Source organism: Zemynaea arenosa (genome assembly GCF_004614185.1).
Classification (GTDB): Bacteria; Pseudomonadota; Gammaproteobacteria; order Burkholderiales; family Burkholderiaceae_D; genus Telluria; species Telluria arenosa.
In genome coordinates, this window is record NZ_SPVF01000060.1 from 1 (window position 1) to 15,529 (window position 15,529).

General features: G+C 61.5%; 30 protein-coding genes. 1 reads left to right on the top strand and 29 read right to left on the bottom strand.

The annotated features are described in order from the left end of the window. The 29 genes from E4L96_RS03855 to rplC all read right to left on the bottom strand — a co-directional run. Positions 1-499, bottom strand: a 499-nt coding sequence (locus E4L96_RS03855; protein WP_181017581.1) for a protein-disulfide reductase DsbD N-terminal domain-containing protein, incomplete at its 3' end; no start/stop codon positions are given. Between the two features lie 158 nt (positions 500-657). Next, positions 658-1,056, bottom strand: coding sequence for a 50S ribosomal protein L17 (rplQ, locus tag E4L96_RS03860; RefSeq protein WP_135205912.1), 399 nt, complete (start codon positions 1,054-1,056; stop codon positions 658-660). A 154-nt stretch (positions 1,057-1,210) separates the two neighbouring features. After that, on the bottom strand, positions 1,211-2,188 hold the full coding sequence (locus E4L96_RS03865) for a DNA-directed RNA polymerase subunit alpha (protein ID WP_135205913.1): 978 nt from the start codon (positions 2,186-2,188) through the stop codon (positions 1,211-1,213). A 165-nt stretch (positions 2,189-2,353) separates the two neighbouring features. After that, positions 2,354-2,977 carry a 30S ribosomal protein S4 gene (rpsD, locus tag E4L96_RS03870; protein ID WP_135205914.1) on the bottom strand — a complete coding sequence of 208 codons (624 nt, stop codon included), beginning with the start codon at positions 2,975-2,977 and terminating at the stop codon, positions 2,354-2,356. A 239-nt stretch (positions 2,978-3,216) separates the two neighbouring features. Then, the gene (rpsK, locus tag E4L96_RS03875) at positions 3,217-3,621 is read right to left on the bottom strand and encodes a 30S ribosomal protein S11 (protein ID WP_135205915.1); all 405 of its coding nucleotides are present in this window, start codon (positions 3,619-3,621) and stop codon (positions 3,217-3,219) included. 16 nt (positions 3,622-3,637) lie between these two features. Then, positions 3,638-4,003: a 30S ribosomal protein S13 gene (gene rpsM, locus E4L96_RS03880; protein WP_135205916.1), complete on the bottom strand. Its 366-nt coding sequence runs from the start codon at positions 4,001-4,003 to the stop codon at positions 3,638-3,640. Positions 4,004-4,026: 23 nt separating this feature from the next. Beyond that, complete coding sequence (rpmJ, locus tag E4L96_RS03885; RefSeq protein WP_135205917.1) at positions 4,027-4,140, bottom strand: 50S ribosomal protein L36; 114 nt, start codon at positions 4,138-4,140, stop codon at positions 4,027-4,029. A 35-nt stretch (positions 4,141-4,175) separates the two neighbouring features. Continuing rightward, the gene (infA, locus tag E4L96_RS03890; RefSeq protein WP_005663428.1) at positions 4,176-4,394 is read right to left on the bottom strand and encodes a translation initiation factor IF-1; all 219 of its coding nucleotides are present in this window, start codon (positions 4,392-4,394) and stop codon (positions 4,176-4,178) included. A gap of 27 nt (positions 4,395-4,421) precedes the next feature. Beyond that, complete coding sequence (gene secY, locus E4L96_RS03895) at positions 4,422-5,756, bottom strand: preprotein translocase subunit SecY (protein WP_135205918.1); 1,335 nt, start codon at positions 5,754-5,756, stop codon at positions 4,422-4,424. Positions 5,757-5,783: 27 nt separating this feature from the next. Continuing rightward, positions 5,784-6,215, bottom strand: coding sequence for a 50S ribosomal protein L15 (gene rplO, locus E4L96_RS03900; protein ID WP_135205919.1), 432 nt, complete (start codon positions 6,213-6,215; stop codon positions 5,784-5,786). A gap of 26 nt (positions 6,216-6,241) precedes the next feature. After that, complete coding sequence (gene rpmD / locus E4L96_RS03905) at positions 6,242-6,421, bottom strand: 50S ribosomal protein L30 (protein WP_036246278.1); 180 nt, start codon at positions 6,419-6,421, stop codon at positions 6,242-6,244. Between the two features lie 12 nt (positions 6,422-6,433). Beyond that, positions 6,434-6,952: a 30S ribosomal protein S5 gene (gene rpsE, locus E4L96_RS03910; RefSeq protein ID WP_135205920.1), complete on the bottom strand. Its 519-nt coding sequence runs from the start codon at positions 6,950-6,952 to the stop codon at positions 6,434-6,436. Between the two features lie 12 nt (positions 6,953-6,964). Continuing rightward, positions 6,965-7,327 (bottom strand): 50S ribosomal protein L18, encoded by a 363-nt coding sequence (gene rplR / locus E4L96_RS03915; protein WP_135205921.1) that lies wholly within the window; start codon positions 7,325-7,327, stop codon positions 6,965-6,967. Positions 7,328-7,338: 11 nt separating this feature from the next. After that, a complete protein-coding gene (rplF, locus tag E4L96_RS03920) occupies positions 7,339-7,872 on the bottom strand; it encodes a 50S ribosomal protein L6 (protein WP_135205922.1) in 534 nt (177 codons plus the stop codon). 10 nt (positions 7,873-7,882) lie between these two features. After that, positions 7,883-8,278 (bottom strand): 30S ribosomal protein S8, encoded by a 396-nt coding sequence (gene rpsH, locus E4L96_RS03925; RefSeq protein ID WP_135205923.1) that lies wholly within the window; start codon positions 8,276-8,278, stop codon positions 7,883-7,885. Between the two features lie 14 nt (positions 8,279-8,292). Continuing rightward, on the bottom strand, positions 8,293-8,598 hold the full coding sequence (gene rpsN / locus E4L96_RS03930) for a 30S ribosomal protein S14 (protein ID WP_135205924.1): 306 nt from the start codon (positions 8,596-8,598) through the stop codon (positions 8,293-8,295). A 6-nt stretch (positions 8,599-8,604) separates the two neighbouring features. After that, entirely contained in the window at positions 8,605-9,144 is a 540-nt protein-coding gene (rplE, locus tag E4L96_RS03935) for a 50S ribosomal protein L5 (protein ID WP_135205925.1), read from the bottom strand. A 4-nt stretch (positions 9,145-9,148) separates the two neighbouring features. Beyond that, on the bottom strand, positions 9,149-9,463 hold the full coding sequence (gene rplX / locus E4L96_RS03940; RefSeq protein ID WP_135205926.1) for a 50S ribosomal protein L24: 315 nt from the start codon (positions 9,461-9,463) through the stop codon (positions 9,149-9,151). A gap of 9 nt (positions 9,464-9,472) precedes the next feature. Continuing rightward, the gene (gene rplN, locus E4L96_RS03945) at positions 9,473-9,841 is read right to left on the bottom strand and encodes a 50S ribosomal protein L14 (protein ID WP_135205927.1); all 369 of its coding nucleotides are present in this window, start codon (positions 9,839-9,841) and stop codon (positions 9,473-9,475) included. Positions 9,842-10,112: 271 nt separating this feature from the next. Continuing rightward, entirely contained in the window at positions 10,113-10,379 is a 267-nt protein-coding gene (gene rpsQ, locus E4L96_RS03950; RefSeq protein ID WP_135205928.1) for a 30S ribosomal protein S17, read from the bottom strand. Further along, positions 10,376-10,567: a 50S ribosomal protein L29 gene (gene rpmC / locus E4L96_RS03955; protein ID WP_135205929.1), complete on the bottom strand. Its 192-nt coding sequence runs from the start codon at positions 10,565-10,567 to the stop codon at positions 10,376-10,378. The genes rpsQ and rpmC overlap by 4 nt, the downstream gene beginning before the upstream one ends. Positions 10,568-10,579: 12 nt before the next feature. Next, entirely contained in the window at positions 10,580-10,999 is a 420-nt protein-coding gene (gene rplP, locus E4L96_RS03960) for a 50S ribosomal protein L16 (RefSeq protein WP_135205930.1), read from the bottom strand. Positions 11,000-11,001: 2 nt separating this feature from the next. Further along, positions 11,002-11,802: a 30S ribosomal protein S3 gene (rpsC, locus tag E4L96_RS03965; RefSeq protein ID WP_135205931.1), complete on the bottom strand. Its 801-nt coding sequence runs from the start codon at positions 11,800-11,802 to the stop codon at positions 11,002-11,004. A 9-nt stretch (positions 11,803-11,811) separates the two neighbouring features. Further along, positions 11,812-12,144: a 50S ribosomal protein L22 gene (rplV, locus tag E4L96_RS03970; RefSeq protein WP_181017582.1), complete on the bottom strand. Its 333-nt coding sequence runs from the start codon at positions 12,142-12,144 to the stop codon at positions 11,812-11,814. Beyond that, positions 12,141-12,416 (bottom strand): 30S ribosomal protein S19, encoded by a 276-nt coding sequence (rpsS, locus tag E4L96_RS03975; RefSeq protein WP_135205933.1) that lies wholly within the window; start codon positions 12,414-12,416, stop codon positions 12,141-12,143. The genes rplV and rpsS overlap by 4 nt, the downstream gene beginning before the upstream one ends. Before the next feature lie 10 nt (positions 12,417-12,426). After that, positions 12,427-13,254, bottom strand: coding sequence for a 50S ribosomal protein L2 (gene rplB, locus E4L96_RS03980; RefSeq protein ID WP_135205934.1), 828 nt, complete (start codon positions 13,252-13,254; stop codon positions 12,427-12,429). Beyond that, on the bottom strand, positions 13,255-13,572 hold the full coding sequence (gene rplW, locus E4L96_RS03985; protein ID WP_135205935.1) for a 50S ribosomal protein L23: 318 nt from the start codon (positions 13,570-13,572) through the stop codon (positions 13,255-13,257). Then, complete coding sequence (gene rplD / locus E4L96_RS03990; protein WP_135205936.1) at positions 13,569-14,189, bottom strand: 50S ribosomal protein L4; 621 nt, start codon at positions 14,187-14,189, stop codon at positions 13,569-13,571. Before rplD ends, rplW begins: the two co-directional genes overlap by 4 nt. Before the next feature lie 3 nt (positions 14,190-14,192). After that, positions 14,193-14,849 (bottom strand): 50S ribosomal protein L3, encoded by a 657-nt coding sequence (gene rplC, locus E4L96_RS03995; RefSeq protein WP_135205937.1) that lies wholly within the window; start codon positions 14,847-14,849, stop codon positions 14,193-14,195. 269 nt (positions 14,850-15,118) lie between these two features. Here rplC and E4L96_RS04000 point away from each other — a divergent pair. Further along, the coding region (locus E4L96_RS04000; RefSeq protein ID WP_135205938.1) for a PAS domain-containing protein at positions 15,119-15,529 on the top strand (411 nt) is incomplete at its 3' end.

Genomic DNA, 15,529 nt, shown 5'->3' on the forward strand with positions numbered 1-15,529 from the left:
CCTTGTCCGCGCCGCCGTCAGCCCCGCCGCCGCCGTCGCCGGCCGCAGCCGCAGGCGAGGCGGCGACCAGGCGCACCGTGGCATCCTGTGGCGGATAGCACAGCCCGGCATCGGCGCAGCCCTGGCCGGTCACGGTCAGCGTGAACATCCCTTGCGCCTGCACCGGCATCCGGATCGTCACCGAGCGCTTGTACGTCTCGACGTTCTTGCCGAAGTTCTCATCGAAGTGCACTGTCCCCGCGGGGAACTGCGGCACGCCCAGCTTGGCGCCTGCGGCGACAAATTTGAACCGCTCGCGGTACATGTAGTATCCGTCGGCGATCTCGTAGGTCACCGCCACGGTCTGCCCGTCGATCATCTGCGCCGACATCTTGAAAGCGTCGGCCGGATCGAGGAACTCTTGCGCCCGCGCGCACGGCGCGGCCATCGACAGGCTCAACAGGACCAGCAGCAGCGCGAGAGCTCCGCGGCCCCAGCGGTGGAACAGATTACGGTTCATGACGTCCTTGCAAATTCTCGCGGGCGCGGCCCGCTGCATCCGAAATGGTACACCTGTGCAAGCCTCCATGCGGTCAATGCCCATTTTTCGTACGCGGGTTCAGGCGAAAAAAAAGTCAGGCCGCAGCCTGACTTTCCTTTATGACGCTTCAGCGATGCTTACTCAGCCGCGCCTTCGACGTCCACTGCTTCGGTCATGTCCGGACGGTCAACCAGCTCGACGAAGGCCATCGGAGCGTTGTCGCCGACGCGGAAACCCATCTTCAGGATGCGCAGGTAGCCGCCGTTGCGGTTGGCGTAGCGCGGGCCCAGTTCGTTGAACAGCTTCAGGACCATCTCGCGGTCACGCAGACGGGAGAAGGCCAGGCGCTTGTTCGCCAGGGTGTCGTTCTTGCCCAGGGTCAGGATCGGCTCGACGACGCGGCGCAGTTCCTTGGCTTTCGGGACGGTGGTCTTGATCGCTTCGTGACGCAGCAGGGAAACGGTCATGTTGCGCAGCATCGCGAGGCGGTGTGCGGAGGTGCGGTTCAGCTTACGGAGGCCGTGACGGTGACGCATGATGTATTACCTTTCAAGTTTTATCCCAGCTCTTCGATCGCAACACGCGCGGGCCGGTTCTTAGGGGGTTAATTTGTCCAAAAAGGATCTGGCTTTGCCAGTCCTTTTTGGGTGATTCCGCCCGAAAGTAGGGGTGCACTTTCGGGCGAAAGTATTACTTTTCCAGACCAGCCGGCGGCCAGTTTTCCAGCTTCATGCCGAGGGTCAGACCACGGGAAGCCAGGACTTCCTTGATCTCGTTGAGCGACTTGCGGCCCAGGTTCGGGGTCTTCAGCAGCTCGTTCTCGGAACGCTGGATCAGGTCGCCGATGTAGTAGATGTTCTCGGCCTTCAGGCAGTTCGCCGAACGGACGGTCAGCTCCAGGTCGTCCACCGGACGCAGCAGGATCGGATCGACCAGCGGTGCACGCGACGGTGCCTCGGTGGTGGCTTCGGTGCCTTCCAGGGCGGCGAACACGTTCAGCTGGTCCACCAGCACGCGGGCCGACTGGCGGATCGCCTCTTCCGGGGTGATGACGCCGTTGGTCTCGATGTTGATGATCAGCTTGTCCAGGTCGGTACGCTGCTCGACGCGGGCGGATTCGACGGCGTACGACACGCGGCGCACCGGCGAGAACGAGGCGTCCAGGATGATGCGGCCGATGGTCTTGTTGGTGTCTTCCGACAGGCGGCGCACGTTACCCGGCACATAGCCACGGCCCTTTTCGACCTTGATCTGCATGTCCAGCTTGCCGCCAGCGGTCAGGTGGGCGATCACGTGATCCGGGTTGATCAGTTCCACGTCATGCGGCAGGTCGATGTCCGACGCCAGCACGGGGCCCTCGCCTTCCTTCTTCAGGGTCAGGGTCACGGCATCACGGTTGTGGACCTTGAACACGACGCCCTTCAGGTTCAGCAGCAGGTCGACCACGTCTTCCTGCACGCCGTCCAGCGAGGAGTACTCGTGCACGACGCCGGCGATGGTCACTTCGGTGGGCGCAAAGCCGACCATGGACGAGAGCAGGACACGGCGCAGGGCGTTGCCGAGGGTGTGGCCATAGCCACGCTCGAACGGCTCCATCACCACCTTGGCATTGCCAGGGCCCAGTGCTTCTACATCGATGATACGCGGCTTCAACAGACTGTTTTGCATGAAATGTCCTTTTCATTACCCTCGGCTCGTTACACCGATAAGGCTGATGGCATTATTGAAAAAGCCCGCGGCCCCAACGGGGACGCAGGCGGGTCCTGCAGGATTGCCAAGGGGCGCTGGCGCCCCTCATCAACCGCCGGAAAGGGGCGCCCGGCCCCTTCACGATTAACGCGAATACAGTTCGACGATCAGCGATTCGTTGACGTCACCGAACAGCTCGTTACGCTCCGGGAAGGTGCGGAAGGTGCCTTCCATCTTCTTGGCGTCGACCGAGACCCAGCTCGGCATGCCGCCCTGCTCGGCCAGCGAGAGAGCTTCGATGATGCGGGCCTGCTTCTTGGCCTTGTCGCGCACGGCGATCACGTCGCCCTTCTTGACGGAGTAGGACGGGATGTTCACGACCTTGCCGTTCACGGTGAACGCCTTGTGCGACACCAGCTGGCGGGCTTCCGAACGGGTCGAGCCGAAGCCCATGCGGTAGGCGACGTTGTCCAGGCGCTGTTCCAGCAGTTGCAGCAGGGTCTCACCAGTGTTGCCCTTGCGGCGGTCAGCTTCGGCGAAGTAGCGGCGGAATTGGCGCTCCAGCACGCCGTAGATACGCTTGACCTTCTGCTTTTCGCGCAGCTGGTTGCCGTAGTCGGAGGTGCGGGCACCCGACTTCACGCCGTGCTGGCCAGGTTTGGTCTCCAGCTTGCACTTCGAGTCGAGCGAGCGGCGGGCGCTCTTGAGGAACAGGTCCGTGCCTTCGCGGCGGGACAGTTTGGCTTTGGGTCCGATATAACGTGCCACAGTAAATCCTTTGTTGTGTTTGAATGACGTCCCGAGAACAGGGCCAGGCCCTGCACCAGACGCTAGTTTGGTCTCGACCCCGCGCTGCGCGTGGGGGGATGAGCCAAACGTGGCTGAAAAAGCCGCCAGCCTATGATGGCAGGCGACAATAGCCGGGCAGTATAACCCATTTCGGGCCATTCTGCACCGGCTTGTCGGTGTTGGCGGGGCGGGTCATACGGCCAGCCCAGCCGCGCAGCTTAGATACGGCGGCGCTTCGGCGGACGGCAGCCGTTGTGCGGCACCGGCGTCACGTCCTGGATCTCGGTGATCTTGATGCCCAGGTTGTTCAGCGCGCGCACAGCCGATTCACGGCCCGGGCCCGGGCCCTTGATGCGCACTTCCAGGTTCTTCACACCATATTCCTGAGCGACCTTGCCGGCCGCTTCAGCAGCGACCTGGGCTGCGAACGGGGTCGATTTGCGCGAACCCTTGAAGCCAGCGCCACCCGAGGTTGCCCACGACAGGGCGTTGCCCTGGCGGTCGGTGATGGTGATGATGGTGTTGTTGAAGGACGCGTGCACGTGGGCGATGCCCTCGGCAACGTTCTTCTTGACTTTCTTGCGCACGCGGGCTGCGGCTGCGCTGCTTTGTTGCTTGGCCATGGTCTCTTCCTAAGGATTATTTCTTCAGAGCTTGTGCTGCCTTGCGCGGGCCCTTGCGGGTCCGTGCATTGGTGCGGGTGCGCTGGCCGCGGACCGGCAGGCCCTTACGGTGACGCATGCCGCGGTAGCAGCCCAGGTCCATCAAACGCTTGATGTTCATGGACAGCTCACGGCGCAGATCGCCCTCGACCACGAACTTGGCGATCTCGTCACGCAGCTTTTCGAGTTCGTTGTCGTTCAGGTCCTTGACCTTCTTGTTGGTCGCAACGCCGGTGGCCTCGCAGATCTTCTGCGAACGCGGACGGCCAATGCCGTAGATGGCGGTCAGGCCAATCACGGTGTGCTGATGGTTGGGGATATTAACCCCTGCAATACGTGCCATTCGTTATTCCTCGATCTGACTGATTAACCTTGACGCTGCTTGTGGCGCGGCTCGATGCAGATGACCCGCACGATGCCCTTGCGCTTGATGATCTTGCAGTTGCGGCAGATGCGCTTGACTGAAGCGTTAACTTTCATTTTGCACTCTCTTTTTTCGGTTCGTTATCTATAACTTACTTGGTGCGGAACACGATCCGCGCCCGGGACAGGTCGTACGGGGTCAGTTCCACCGTCACTTTGTCGCCCGGGAGGATGCGGATGTAATTCATCCGCATCTTGCCGCTGATGTGGCCCAGTACCACGTGGCCGTTTTCCAGCTTGACTCGAAACGTTGCATTCGGGAGATTCTCAAGGATCTCCCCCTGCATCTGGATGACGTCGTCTTTTGCCATTCGGTCTGTTCTCTCCTGTGCGGGGCTTCAGCGGGTCGGCATACCGCCCTTGAAGTTGGCCTTGCGCAGCAGCGACTCATATTGCTGCGACATCACGTAGTTCTGCACCTGGGCCATGAAGTCCATGGTGACCACCACGAGAATCAGGAGCGACGTGCCACCGAAGTAGAACGACACCTTCCACTGGGCCTGCATGAATTCCGGCAGCAGGCAGACCAGGGTGATGTACACCGCACCGGCCAGCGTCAAACGCATCAGGATCTTGTCGATGTAGCGTGCAGTCTGCTCACCCGGGCGGATGCCCGGCACAAACGCACCGCTCTTCTTCAAGTTGTCCGCGGTCTCCTTGCTATTGAACACCAGTGCGGTGTAGAAGAAGCAGAAGAACACGATCGCGACGGCGTACAGCAGGGCATGCAGCGGCTCACCCGGCGTCATCGAAGCCGCCACGTCCTTCAGGAAGACGACAAAGCGGTTGTTCGGATCGGACCCGCGCGCGAACCAGTCCAGGATGGTGGACGGGAACAGGATGATCGACGAGGCGAAGATCGGCGGGATCACGCCGGCCATGTTGAGCTTCAGCGGCAGGTGGGACGCTTGCCCACCGTACACCTTGTTGCCCACCTGGCGCTTCGCATAGTTGACCAGGATCTTGCGCTGGCCCCGCTCCACGAACACCACGACGTAAGTCACGACCGCCACCAGCGCCACGATCACGATCGCCGAGAACGGGCTGATCGAACCGGTCGACACCTGGGAGAACATGCTCCCCAGCGCGTTCGGCAGACCGGCTGCGATACCGGCAAAGATGATGATCGAGATACCGTTGCCCAGGCCGCGCTCGGTGATCTGCTCGCCGAGCCACATCAGGAACATGGTCCCGGTCAGCAGCGTCACGACGGTCACGAAGCGGAACGCCATGCCCGGATCGATTACCAGCCCCGGCTGTGCCTCCAGCGCGACGGCAATGCCGAACGCCTGGAACATCGCCAGCGCCACCGTGAAGTAGCGCGTGTACTGGGTGATCTTGCGGCGGCCCGACTCGCCTTCCTTCTTCAGCGCTTCCATCTGCGGCGAGACGATCGACACCAGCTGCATGATGATCGAGGCCGAGATGTAGGGCGTGATGCCGAGGGCGAACACCGTGAAGCGGGACAACGCGCCACCCGAGAACATGTTGAACAGCCCCAGGATGCCGCCTTCGTTCTGCTTGAACAGCGCCGCCAGCTGCACCGGATCGATGCCGGGCACCGGGACGTGGGCCCCGATGCGGTACACGACCAACGCGCCGAGCAAGAACCACAGACGGCTCCACGGGAAACCGGCTGCCGCGCTCTTACCGAGTTGTGAATTAGTCGCCATTAATGCTCCGAATCAAGCGGGCCGCAATTACGCGACCGAACCGCCTGCCGCTTCGATGGCTGCCTTCGCACCCGCCGTTGCCTTGATGCCCTTGAGGTTCACCGCTTTGGTGATCTCGCCGGACACGATCACACGCACGTCGCGCGCCAGCACCGGCAGCACGCCGGCTTGCTTCAGCACGACGAGGTCGATGTCGGTCACGGCCAGGGCGTTCAGGTCGGACAGGCGCACTTCGGCCTTGAAGGTGGCGTTCAGCGATTTGAAGCCACGCTTCGGCAGACGGCGCTGCAGCGGCATCTGGCCGCCTTCGAAACCGACCTTGTGGAAGCCGCCCGAACGCGACTTCTGACCCTTGTGGCCACGGCCCGCGGTCTTGCCCAGACCCGAACCGATGCCACGGCCGACGCGGCGCTTGGCGTGTTTCGCGCCATCGGCCGGTTGAATGGTATTGAGTTCCATTGTTTTCTCCGTTCGTCAGCCGAAGCTTACGAAACAACTTTCACGAGGTAAGCGACTTTGTTGATCATGCCGCGCACGGACGGGGTGTCCTGCAGCTCGGAGACCGAGTTCACGCGGCGCAGGCCCAGGCCGCGCACGGTGGCGCGGTGGTCCTGGCGGGTGCCGATCAGGCCCTTGACCAGTTTCACTTTGACGGTATTTGCCATGTCGTTTACTCCTTAACCGAGGATCTCTTCGACCGACTTGCCGCGCTTGGCAGCGATGTCAGCCGGAGTGCTCATCTTGGACAGGCCGTTCAGGGTCGCACGCACCAGGTTGTACGGGTTCGAGGAACCGGTCGACTTGGCGACCACGTCGGTCACGCCCATCACTTCGAAGATCGCGCGCATGGCGCCGCCCGCGATCACGCCGGTACCCGGCTTGGCCGGCGACATCATCACGCGCGAGGCGCCGTGGCGGCCTTCGACGGTGTGCTGCAGGGTGCCGTTCTTGAGCGGAACCTTGATCAGGTTGCGGCGCGCTTCTTCCATCGCCTTCTGCACCCCGACCGGGACTTCCTTCGACTTGCCCTTGCCCATGCCGATGCGGCCATCGCCGTCACCGACCACGGTCAGCGCCGCGAAACCCATGATCCGACCACCCTTCACCACCTTGGTGACGCGGTTGATCGCGATCATTTTTTCGCGCATGCCGTCATCCGGCTTGTCGCTCTGCATTTTTGCTTGCATTTTTGCCATGACGCTTCTTCCTTAGAACTTCAGGCCGGCTTCGCGGGCAGCATCTGCCAGCGCTTTGACACGGCCGTGGTAACGGAAACCGGAACGGTCGAAGGCGACCTCGGTGATTCCAGCTTTCAGTGCCTTCTCGGCGACGCGCTTGCCCACCAGGGCGGCCGCGGCGACGTTGCCGCCCTTGCCGGTCTGGCCAGCCAGTTCGGCGCGCACTTCCGCTTCCAGGGTGGAAGCCGACACCAGCACTTTGGCGTCCGGGGAAATCAGGTTCGCATAGATGTGCAGGTTGGTGCGGTGCACCGACAGGCGGTTCACGCCGAGCTGCGCGATCTTGATGCGGGTTTGACGGCCACGGCGCAGACGGGATTCTTTCTTGTCCATGTCGGTTCCTATTATTTCTTCTTGGTTTCTTTGAGCTTGACCACTTCGTCCACATAGCGGACGCCCTTGCCCTTGTAGGGCTCAGGGGAGCGGTAAGCGCGCACTTCGGCGGCGACCTGGCCAACCTTCTGGCGGTCGATACCCTTGATCACGATCTCGGTCGGGGTCGGGGTTGCGGCCGACACGCCTTCCGGCATCTGGTGCACCACCGGGTGCGAGAAGCCCAGCGACAGGTTCAGCTTGTCGCCTTGCGCGGTGGCCTTGTAACCCACGCCGACCAGCGACAGCTTCTTCTCGAAGCCCTTGGTCACGCCGGTCACCATGTTGTTGACCAGGGCGCGCAGGGTGCCCGACATCGCGTTCGACTCGCGCGACTCATCGATCACGTCGAAGGTCAGGGTGCCGTTGTTGTTTTCCACTTTGACCAGGCCGTTCAGCGGCTGGGTCAGCGAGCCCAGCGGGCCCTTGACCGTGATCGCGCCGGCGCTGATCGCCACATCGGTGCCCGCAGGCACGGCGATCGGCATCTTAGCTACTCGAGACATCGTTGACTCCTTACGCCACGTAGCAAATCACTTCGCCACCGACGCCGGTGCTCCGTGCTTTGCGGTCAGTCATGACGCCTTGCGGGGTGGACACGATCGCCACGCCCAGGCCGTTCATGACGGTCGGGATTTCGTTCTTGCCTTTGTAGACACGCAGGCCAGGACGGGACACGCGCTCGAGGCGCTCGATGACCGGACGGCCAACGTAATACTTCAAACCGATCTTCAGTTCCGCCTTGCCACCTTCGTTGGTGACGGCGAAATCTTCAATGTAACCCTCGTCTTTCAGGACGTTGGCGATCGCAACTTTCACCTTCGAGGAAGGCATGGCCACTTCGGTCTTCTTGACGCCTTGGGCATTGCGAATGCGGGTCAGCATATCGGCGATAGGATCGCTCATACTCATGCTTTGTTCTCCTATTACCAGCTAGCTTTGGTCATACCCGGGATTTCGCCTTTCATGGCGAATTCACGGAGTTTGGTGCGGGCCAGGCCGAACTTGCGGAAGGTGCCACGCGGACGGCCGGTCATGGCGCAGCGGTTACGCTGGCGGGACGGGGCCGAATTACGCGGCAGCGCTTGCAGTTTCAGGCGCGCTTCGTAACGCTCTTCTTCCGATTTGGACTGGTCGGCGATGATGGCCTTCAGAGCGGCACGCTTTGCGGCGAATTTCTCCACCAGGTCTGCACGCTTCTGTTCACGGTTAATCAGTGCGAGTTTTGCCATGATTGCTTAGTTCCTGAACGGGAATTTAAAGGCGGCGAGCAGCGCTTTGGCTTCGTCGTCGGTCTTCGCGGTCGTGGTGATCGAGATGTTCATGCCACGCAGAGCGTCGATCTTGTCGTACTCGATTTCCGGGAAGATGATCTGCTCTTTGACGCCGATGTTGTAGTTGCCACGGCCGTCGAACGAGCGGCCATTCACGCCGCGGAAGTCACGCACGCGCGGCAGGGCCACGGTGATGAAACGGTCCAGGAACTCGTACATGCGGGCGCCGCGCAGGGTCACCATGGTGCCGATCGGGTAGCCTTCGCGGATCTTGAAGCCGGCGATCGCCTTGCGGGCCTTGGTCACCACCGGCTTCTGGCCGGCGATCTTGGTCAGGTCGCCCACCGCGTGCTCGATGATCTTCTTGTCGGCGACTGCTTCCGACAGACCCATGTTCAGGGTGATCTTGGTCAGGCGCGGAACTTCCATCGGCGACTTGTAGCCGAACTTCTCGGTCAGTTCGCCGACGACCTTGTCTTTGTAAAATTGCTGAAGACGTGCCATGTTATTAAGCCTTCACTACTTCGCCGTTGGACTTGAAGACGCGGACTTTTTTGCCGTCCACATCCTTGAAGCCCACGCGGTCTGCCTTGCCAGTCGCAGCGTTGAACAGTGCAACGTTGGACACGTGAATCGGCATCGCCTTGTCGACGATCCCGCCGGTAACACCAGTCATCGGGTTCGGCTTCACGGCCTTCTTGGCCACGTTGATGCCGTCCACCACGACGTGCTCTGCATCGACACGACGGGACACGACACCGCGCTTGCCCTTGTCTTTGCCGGTCAGAACGATGACTTCGTCGTTTTTACGAATCTTATCCATGTCGACTCCTTACAGAACTTCAGGTGCCAGGGACACGATCTTCATGAACTTTTCGGTGCGCAGCTCGCGCGTCACCGGCCCGAAGATACGGGTGCCGATCGGCTCCAGCTTGGCGTTCAGCAGGACGGCGGCGTTGCCATCGAACTTCACCAGGGAACCGTCCTGACGACGTACGCCCTTGGCGGTACGAACGACCACGGCGTTGTAAATTTCACCTTTTTTCACACGGCCACGCGGTGCGGCTTCTTTCACCGTCACCTTGATCACGTCGCCAATGCTCGCGTAACGGCGCTTGGAACCACCCAACACCTTGATGCACAGAACTTCTTTCGCACCGGTGTTGTCGGCCACTTCGAGCCGGCTCTCAGTTTGAATCATAGTTATCTCTTTCCCAACTTAAGCCGAAGAAACCCCACATTGTGGGCCTGCGGTCAGTCTTGGTCCCGCCGCCGGCCTCCTGCTGGAGCCCGGGATTGGGTGATTGACTTACCAAAAACTACTGGTACAGCTTTCGTCTTCGATGAACCGCAGCCACCTGGGGCAGCCACTTGCGGCGATACATGAACGAAGCCCGCTAGTATTGCACAATACCAGCGGGCCTGCAACTGCTAATTTCCCCGCGGCCTTCCGACCGTGGGGAGGATGCTACTTAGATCACCTGCGCGGTCTGCACCACGCGGGTCACGGTCCATGCCTTCGTCTTGGAGATCGGGCGGCCTTCCGTGATTTCGACGGTGTCGCCGGTCTTCGCGGTGTTGGCCTCGTCGTGCGCGTGGTACTTGTTGCTGCGCACGATGATCTTGCCGTACAGAGGATGTTTGACGTGGCGCTCGATCAGCACGGTAACGGTCTTGTCCATCTTGTCGGACACAACTTTACCGATCAGCGTCCGCTTCAGCTTCACTTGATCAGTCATTTTGCTTCCTTCGAGTTCATTACCGTTTTCACACGTGCGATGTCGCGACGTACCTTCTTCAGCTGGGCCGTGTTGGTCAGCTGCTGCGTAGCGGCTTGCATACGCAGGCCGAACTGGGCCTTCAGCAGGTCGCCCAGTTCTTTCTTCAGGGCGTCCTGGTCTTTGCCGCGGAGTTCAGATGCTTTCATGAATCACTCCTGTTATTGGCCGACCTGGCGCACCACGAACGTGGTCGACAGCGGCAGTTTGGCAGCGGCCAGGCGGAAGGCTTCGCGCGCCAGTTCTTCGGCCACGCCGTCCATCTCGTACAGGACCTTGCCCGGACGGATTTCGGCGACGTAGTACTCGGGGTTACCCTTACCGTTACCCATACGGACTTCGGCGGGCTTGTTCGAGATCGGCTTGTCCGGGAACACCCGGATCCAGATGCGGCCGCCACGCTTGATGTGACGGGTCATCGCACGACGGGCCGATTCGATCTGGCGTGCGGTGATACGGCCGCGCTGAGTGGCCTTCAGGCCGAACTCGCCGAACGACACGTTGGTGCCGGTGCCGTGCGAAATGCCGGTGTTGCGGCCCTTCTGCTCTTTGCGATATTTCCTGCGTGCTGGTTGCAGCATGATTATTCTCCTGCTTTCTCAGCTGCAGCCGGCTTGGCAGCACGGCGGCCTGCTGGGGCGTTGGACGGCTTCGCGCCCGGACGGGTACGGCCGGCGCCCGGCTTGCCGTCGTCGCGGCGCGGACCGCGCGGCTTCTTCTCGTCGGCCGGGGTGTCGATGACCGGGGCTTCGCCGGTGGCCGAACGGTCACCCTTGTAGACCCACACCTTCACACCGATGATGCCGTAGGTGGTCGAGGCTTCGCTGGTGCCGTAGTCGATATCGGCGCGCAGGGTGTGCAGGGGCACACGGCCTTCGCGGTACCACTCGGTGCGGGCGATCTCGATGCCGTTCAGGCGGCCCGACGACATGATCTTGATACCGACCGCGCCCAGGCGCATCGCGTTCTGCATCGCGCGCTTCATGGCGCGGCGGAACATGATCCGCTTTTCCAGCTGCTGCGAAATGGAATCGGCGATCAGCTGCGCATCGATTTCCGGCTTGCGGATTTCTTCGATGTTCACGTGCACCGGCACGCCCATGATCTTGGTCAGGGAGGACTTCAGGACTTCGATGTCCTCGCCCTTCTTGCCGATCACGACGCCAGGACGCGAGCTGTACACGGTAAAGCGCGCGTTCTTGGCCGGACGCTCGATGACCACGCGGCCCACCGAAGCGTTCTTCAGCTTCTTCTTCAGGAACTCGCGCGCACGGAGGTCTTCGTTCAGCATCGAAGCGAAGTTGCCGTTGCCGGCGTACCAGCGCGAAGCCCAGTTACGGGTGACCGCCAGGCGGAAACCAGTCGGATGAATCTTCTGTCCCATGGTGTCCCCTTAGTTACCGACGGTCACGTAGATGTGACACGATTGTTTCGAGATGCGATCACCGCGGCCCTTGGCACGTGCCGTGAAGCGCTTCAGGATCGGGCCCTTTTCGACGTAGATCTCGACGACTTTCAGCTCGTCGATGTCGGCGCCGTCGTTGTGCTCGGCGTTAGCGATGGCGGACTCCAGCACCTTCTTGATGATGGTGGCGCCTTTTTTCGGGCTGAACTGGAGGATGTTCAGTGCTGCATCCACCTTCTTGCCACGGATCAGGTCAGCCACCAGACGGCCCTTCTGGTCCGACAGGCGCACGCCTTTGAGGATAGCTTTGGTTTCCATTATTTCTTCGCCTTCTTGTCAGCGGCGTGGCCCTTGAACGTACGGGTCAGCGCGAATTCACCGAGCTTGTGGCCAACCATGTTCTCGGACACGTACACCGGCACGTGGATCTTGCCGTTGTGTACCGCGATCGTCAGACCGATGAAGTCCGGGGTGATCGTCGAGCGGCGCGACCAGGTTTTGACTGGCTTCTTGTCCTTGCTCGCTTGCGCGGCTTCGACCTTCTTCACCAGGTGGGCGTCAATGAACGGCCCTTTTTTCAACGAACGAGTCATGTGTTATCCCTTATTTCTTGCCGCGGCGCGAGACGATCATCGACGACGTACGCTTGTTCGAACGCGTCTTCTTGCCCTTCGTCTGCTGGCCCCATGGGGAAACCGGATGACGACCGGCGGCGGTACGGCCCTCACCACCACCGTGCGGGTGGTCGATCGGGTTCATCACCACACCGCGGACGGTCGGGCGGACACCACGCCAGCGCATCGCACCGGCTTTACCGATCTTGCGCAGGTTGTGCTCGCCGTTGCCGACTTCGCCAACGGTCGCGCGGCACTCGATGTGCACGCGGCGCACTTCACCGGAGCGCAGGCGGACCTGGGCGTAGGTGCCTTCGCGGGCCATCAGGACCACGCCGGCGCCGGCGGTACGCGCCATCTGCGCGCCTTTACCCGGCAGCATCTCGACGCAGTGCATGGTGGTACCGACCGGGATGTTGCGGATCGGCAGGCAGTTGCCCGACTTGATCGGCGCTTCCGAGCCGTTCATGACGGTGTCGCCCACAGCCATGCCCTTGGAGGCGATGATGTACTGGCGCGCGCCGTCGGCGTAGCAGACCAGCGCGATGTGGGCGGTGCGGTTCGGGTCGTACTCGATACGCTCGACCTTGGCCGGGATGCCGTCCTTGTTGCGCTTGAAGTCCACCACGCGGTAGTGGTGCTTGTGGCCACCGCCGATGTGGCGGGTGGTGATGTGACCGTTGTTGTTACGGCCAGCAGTCTTCGATTTCTTTTCAACCAGGGCGGCGAACGGACGGCCTTTGTACAGGTCCGAGTTCACCACCTTCACCATGCCGCGGCGGCCTGGGGAGGTTGGCTTCATCTTAACGAGTGCCATTTATGCAGCCTCCTCGGTAAAGTTGATTTCCTGGCCCGGCTTCAGGCACACGAAAGCGCGCTTGGTGTGGTTGCGGCGGCCCATGAAACGGCCGGCACGCTTCTGCTTGCCTTCACGGTTCACGGTCTGCACCGATTCCACTTCCACTTTGAACAGCAGCTCGACGGCAGCCTTGATTTCCGGCTTGGTCGCGTCCGGCAGAACCTTGAACACGATCTGCTCGTTCTTTTCCGCGACGAAGGTCGCCTTCTCGGAAATGACCGGCGCCAGCAGCACCTTCATCAGGCGCTCTTCGCTAAATTTGGTTTGGGTGTTCATGCGAACATCTCCTCAATCTTGGCCAGGGCCGGCTTGGTGACCAGGATCTTCTTGTAGAACACCAGCGACATCGGATCGGCCATCTTCGGCTCGACGACCAGCACGTTCGGCAGGTTGCGCGAGGCCAGCAGCAGGTTCTCGTCCAGGTTGTCGGTGATCACCAGCACGTGGTCCAGGCCCATGCCCTGCAGCTTTTGCGACAGCAGCTTGGTCTTGGGGGCGTCGATCGACAGGCTTTCGATCACGTTCAGGCGGCCTTCACGGGCCAGCTGCGAGAAGATCGAGCAGATACCTGCGCGATACATCTTCTTGTTGACCTTGTGGGTGAAGTTCTCTTCCGGCGAATTCGGGAAGATGCGGCCGCCGCCGCGCCACAGCGGGGACGACGACATACCAGCACGTGCACGGCCGGTGCCCTTCTGGCGCCACGGCTTTTTGGTGGTGTGGCTGACTTCTTCGCGGTCTTTCTGCTTGCGGTTGCCCGAGCGCGCGTTGGCGGCGTAGGCGACCACGACCTGGTGGATCAGGGCTTCGTTGTAGTCGCGGCCGAAGACGGTGTCCGCGGCGTTGACGGCAGCACCTGCCTGGCCTTGCTCATTCAGAAACTTGAGTTCCATGGATTAAGCCCCCTTCGTTGCTTTAGCTTTGACGGCCGGGGACACAACCACATGGCCATTCTTCGCACCCGGCACGGCACCCTTGACCAGCAGCAGCTGGCGGTCGGCGTCGATGCGGGCGATTTCCAGGTTCTGGGTGGTGACGGTGACGTCGCCCAGGTGACCGGTCATGCGCTTGCCCGGGAACACGCGGCCCGGATCCTGCGCCATACCGATCGAACCCGGCACATTGTGCGAACGGGAGTTACCGTGGGTCGCGCGACCCGACGAGAAGTTGTAACGCTTGATGGTACCGGCGTAACCCTTACCGATCGAGGTGCCTTGCACGTCGATCTTCTGGCCGACTTCGAACAGCGACACGGCGACGGTGTCGCCAGCCTTCAGTTCGGCAGCTTTCGCTGCGTCGACACGGAATTCTTTCAGCAGGGTACCGGCTTCGACGCCGGCTTTCGCGAAGTGACCCGCAGCGGCTTTGTTCACGCGGGAAGCGCGACGCTGGCCGAATGCGACCTGAACAGCGGAGTAACCATCCGTTTCAGGAGTTTTGACTTGCGCAACACGGTTGTTCGACACGTCCAGCACGGTCACAGGGATCGAATCCCCGTCGTCCGTGAAGATACGCATCATGCCAACCTTGCGACCGAGGAGGCCAAGGCTCATTTTTTCTCCATTCCCACCTGCGATTGGGCGGGGCTGATGTTGAACTACCAAAAACGTACGAATCCTAAAAAGACGAATTCATACCGAAGCCGGCTAGTATAGGGTGGTTCGGGACTTGACGCAACAAGAATGTTTGGGGTATGTCGGGTTTTCGGGCAGATTTGTCGCCAGATTGGCTTGGCAATTCGCCAACAATTTGATCTGCGTCATATTTACAGTCGCTTGTTCCACCGTAGTCTGCGGTTCCCGCAAACGATTGCAGAGAACCGATGCGTATCAACCTTCCCGTCACCCCGAGCGAGTACGTCCTCACCGAGCAGGACATGGTGGTCTCCAAGACCGACCTGAAGGGCAATATCACCTACGTCAACGACGACTTCATCCGCATCAGCGGCTTTTCCGAGGAGGAGCTGCTCGGGGCGCCGCAGAACATCATCCGCCATCCGGACATGCCGCCGGAGGCGTTCGCCGACATGTGGGCCGCGCTCAAGGGCGGCCGGGCGTGGACCGGGCTGGTCAAGAACCGCAGCAAGCACGGCGGCTTCTACTGGGTGGAGGCCAACGCCGCGCCCATCATGAAGGATGGGGTGGCGGTCGGCTACACCTCGGTGCGGGTCCGCCCGCGCCGGGCGGACGTCGCGGCCGCGGCGCGCGCCTACGCCCGCCTGCGGGCCGGAGAC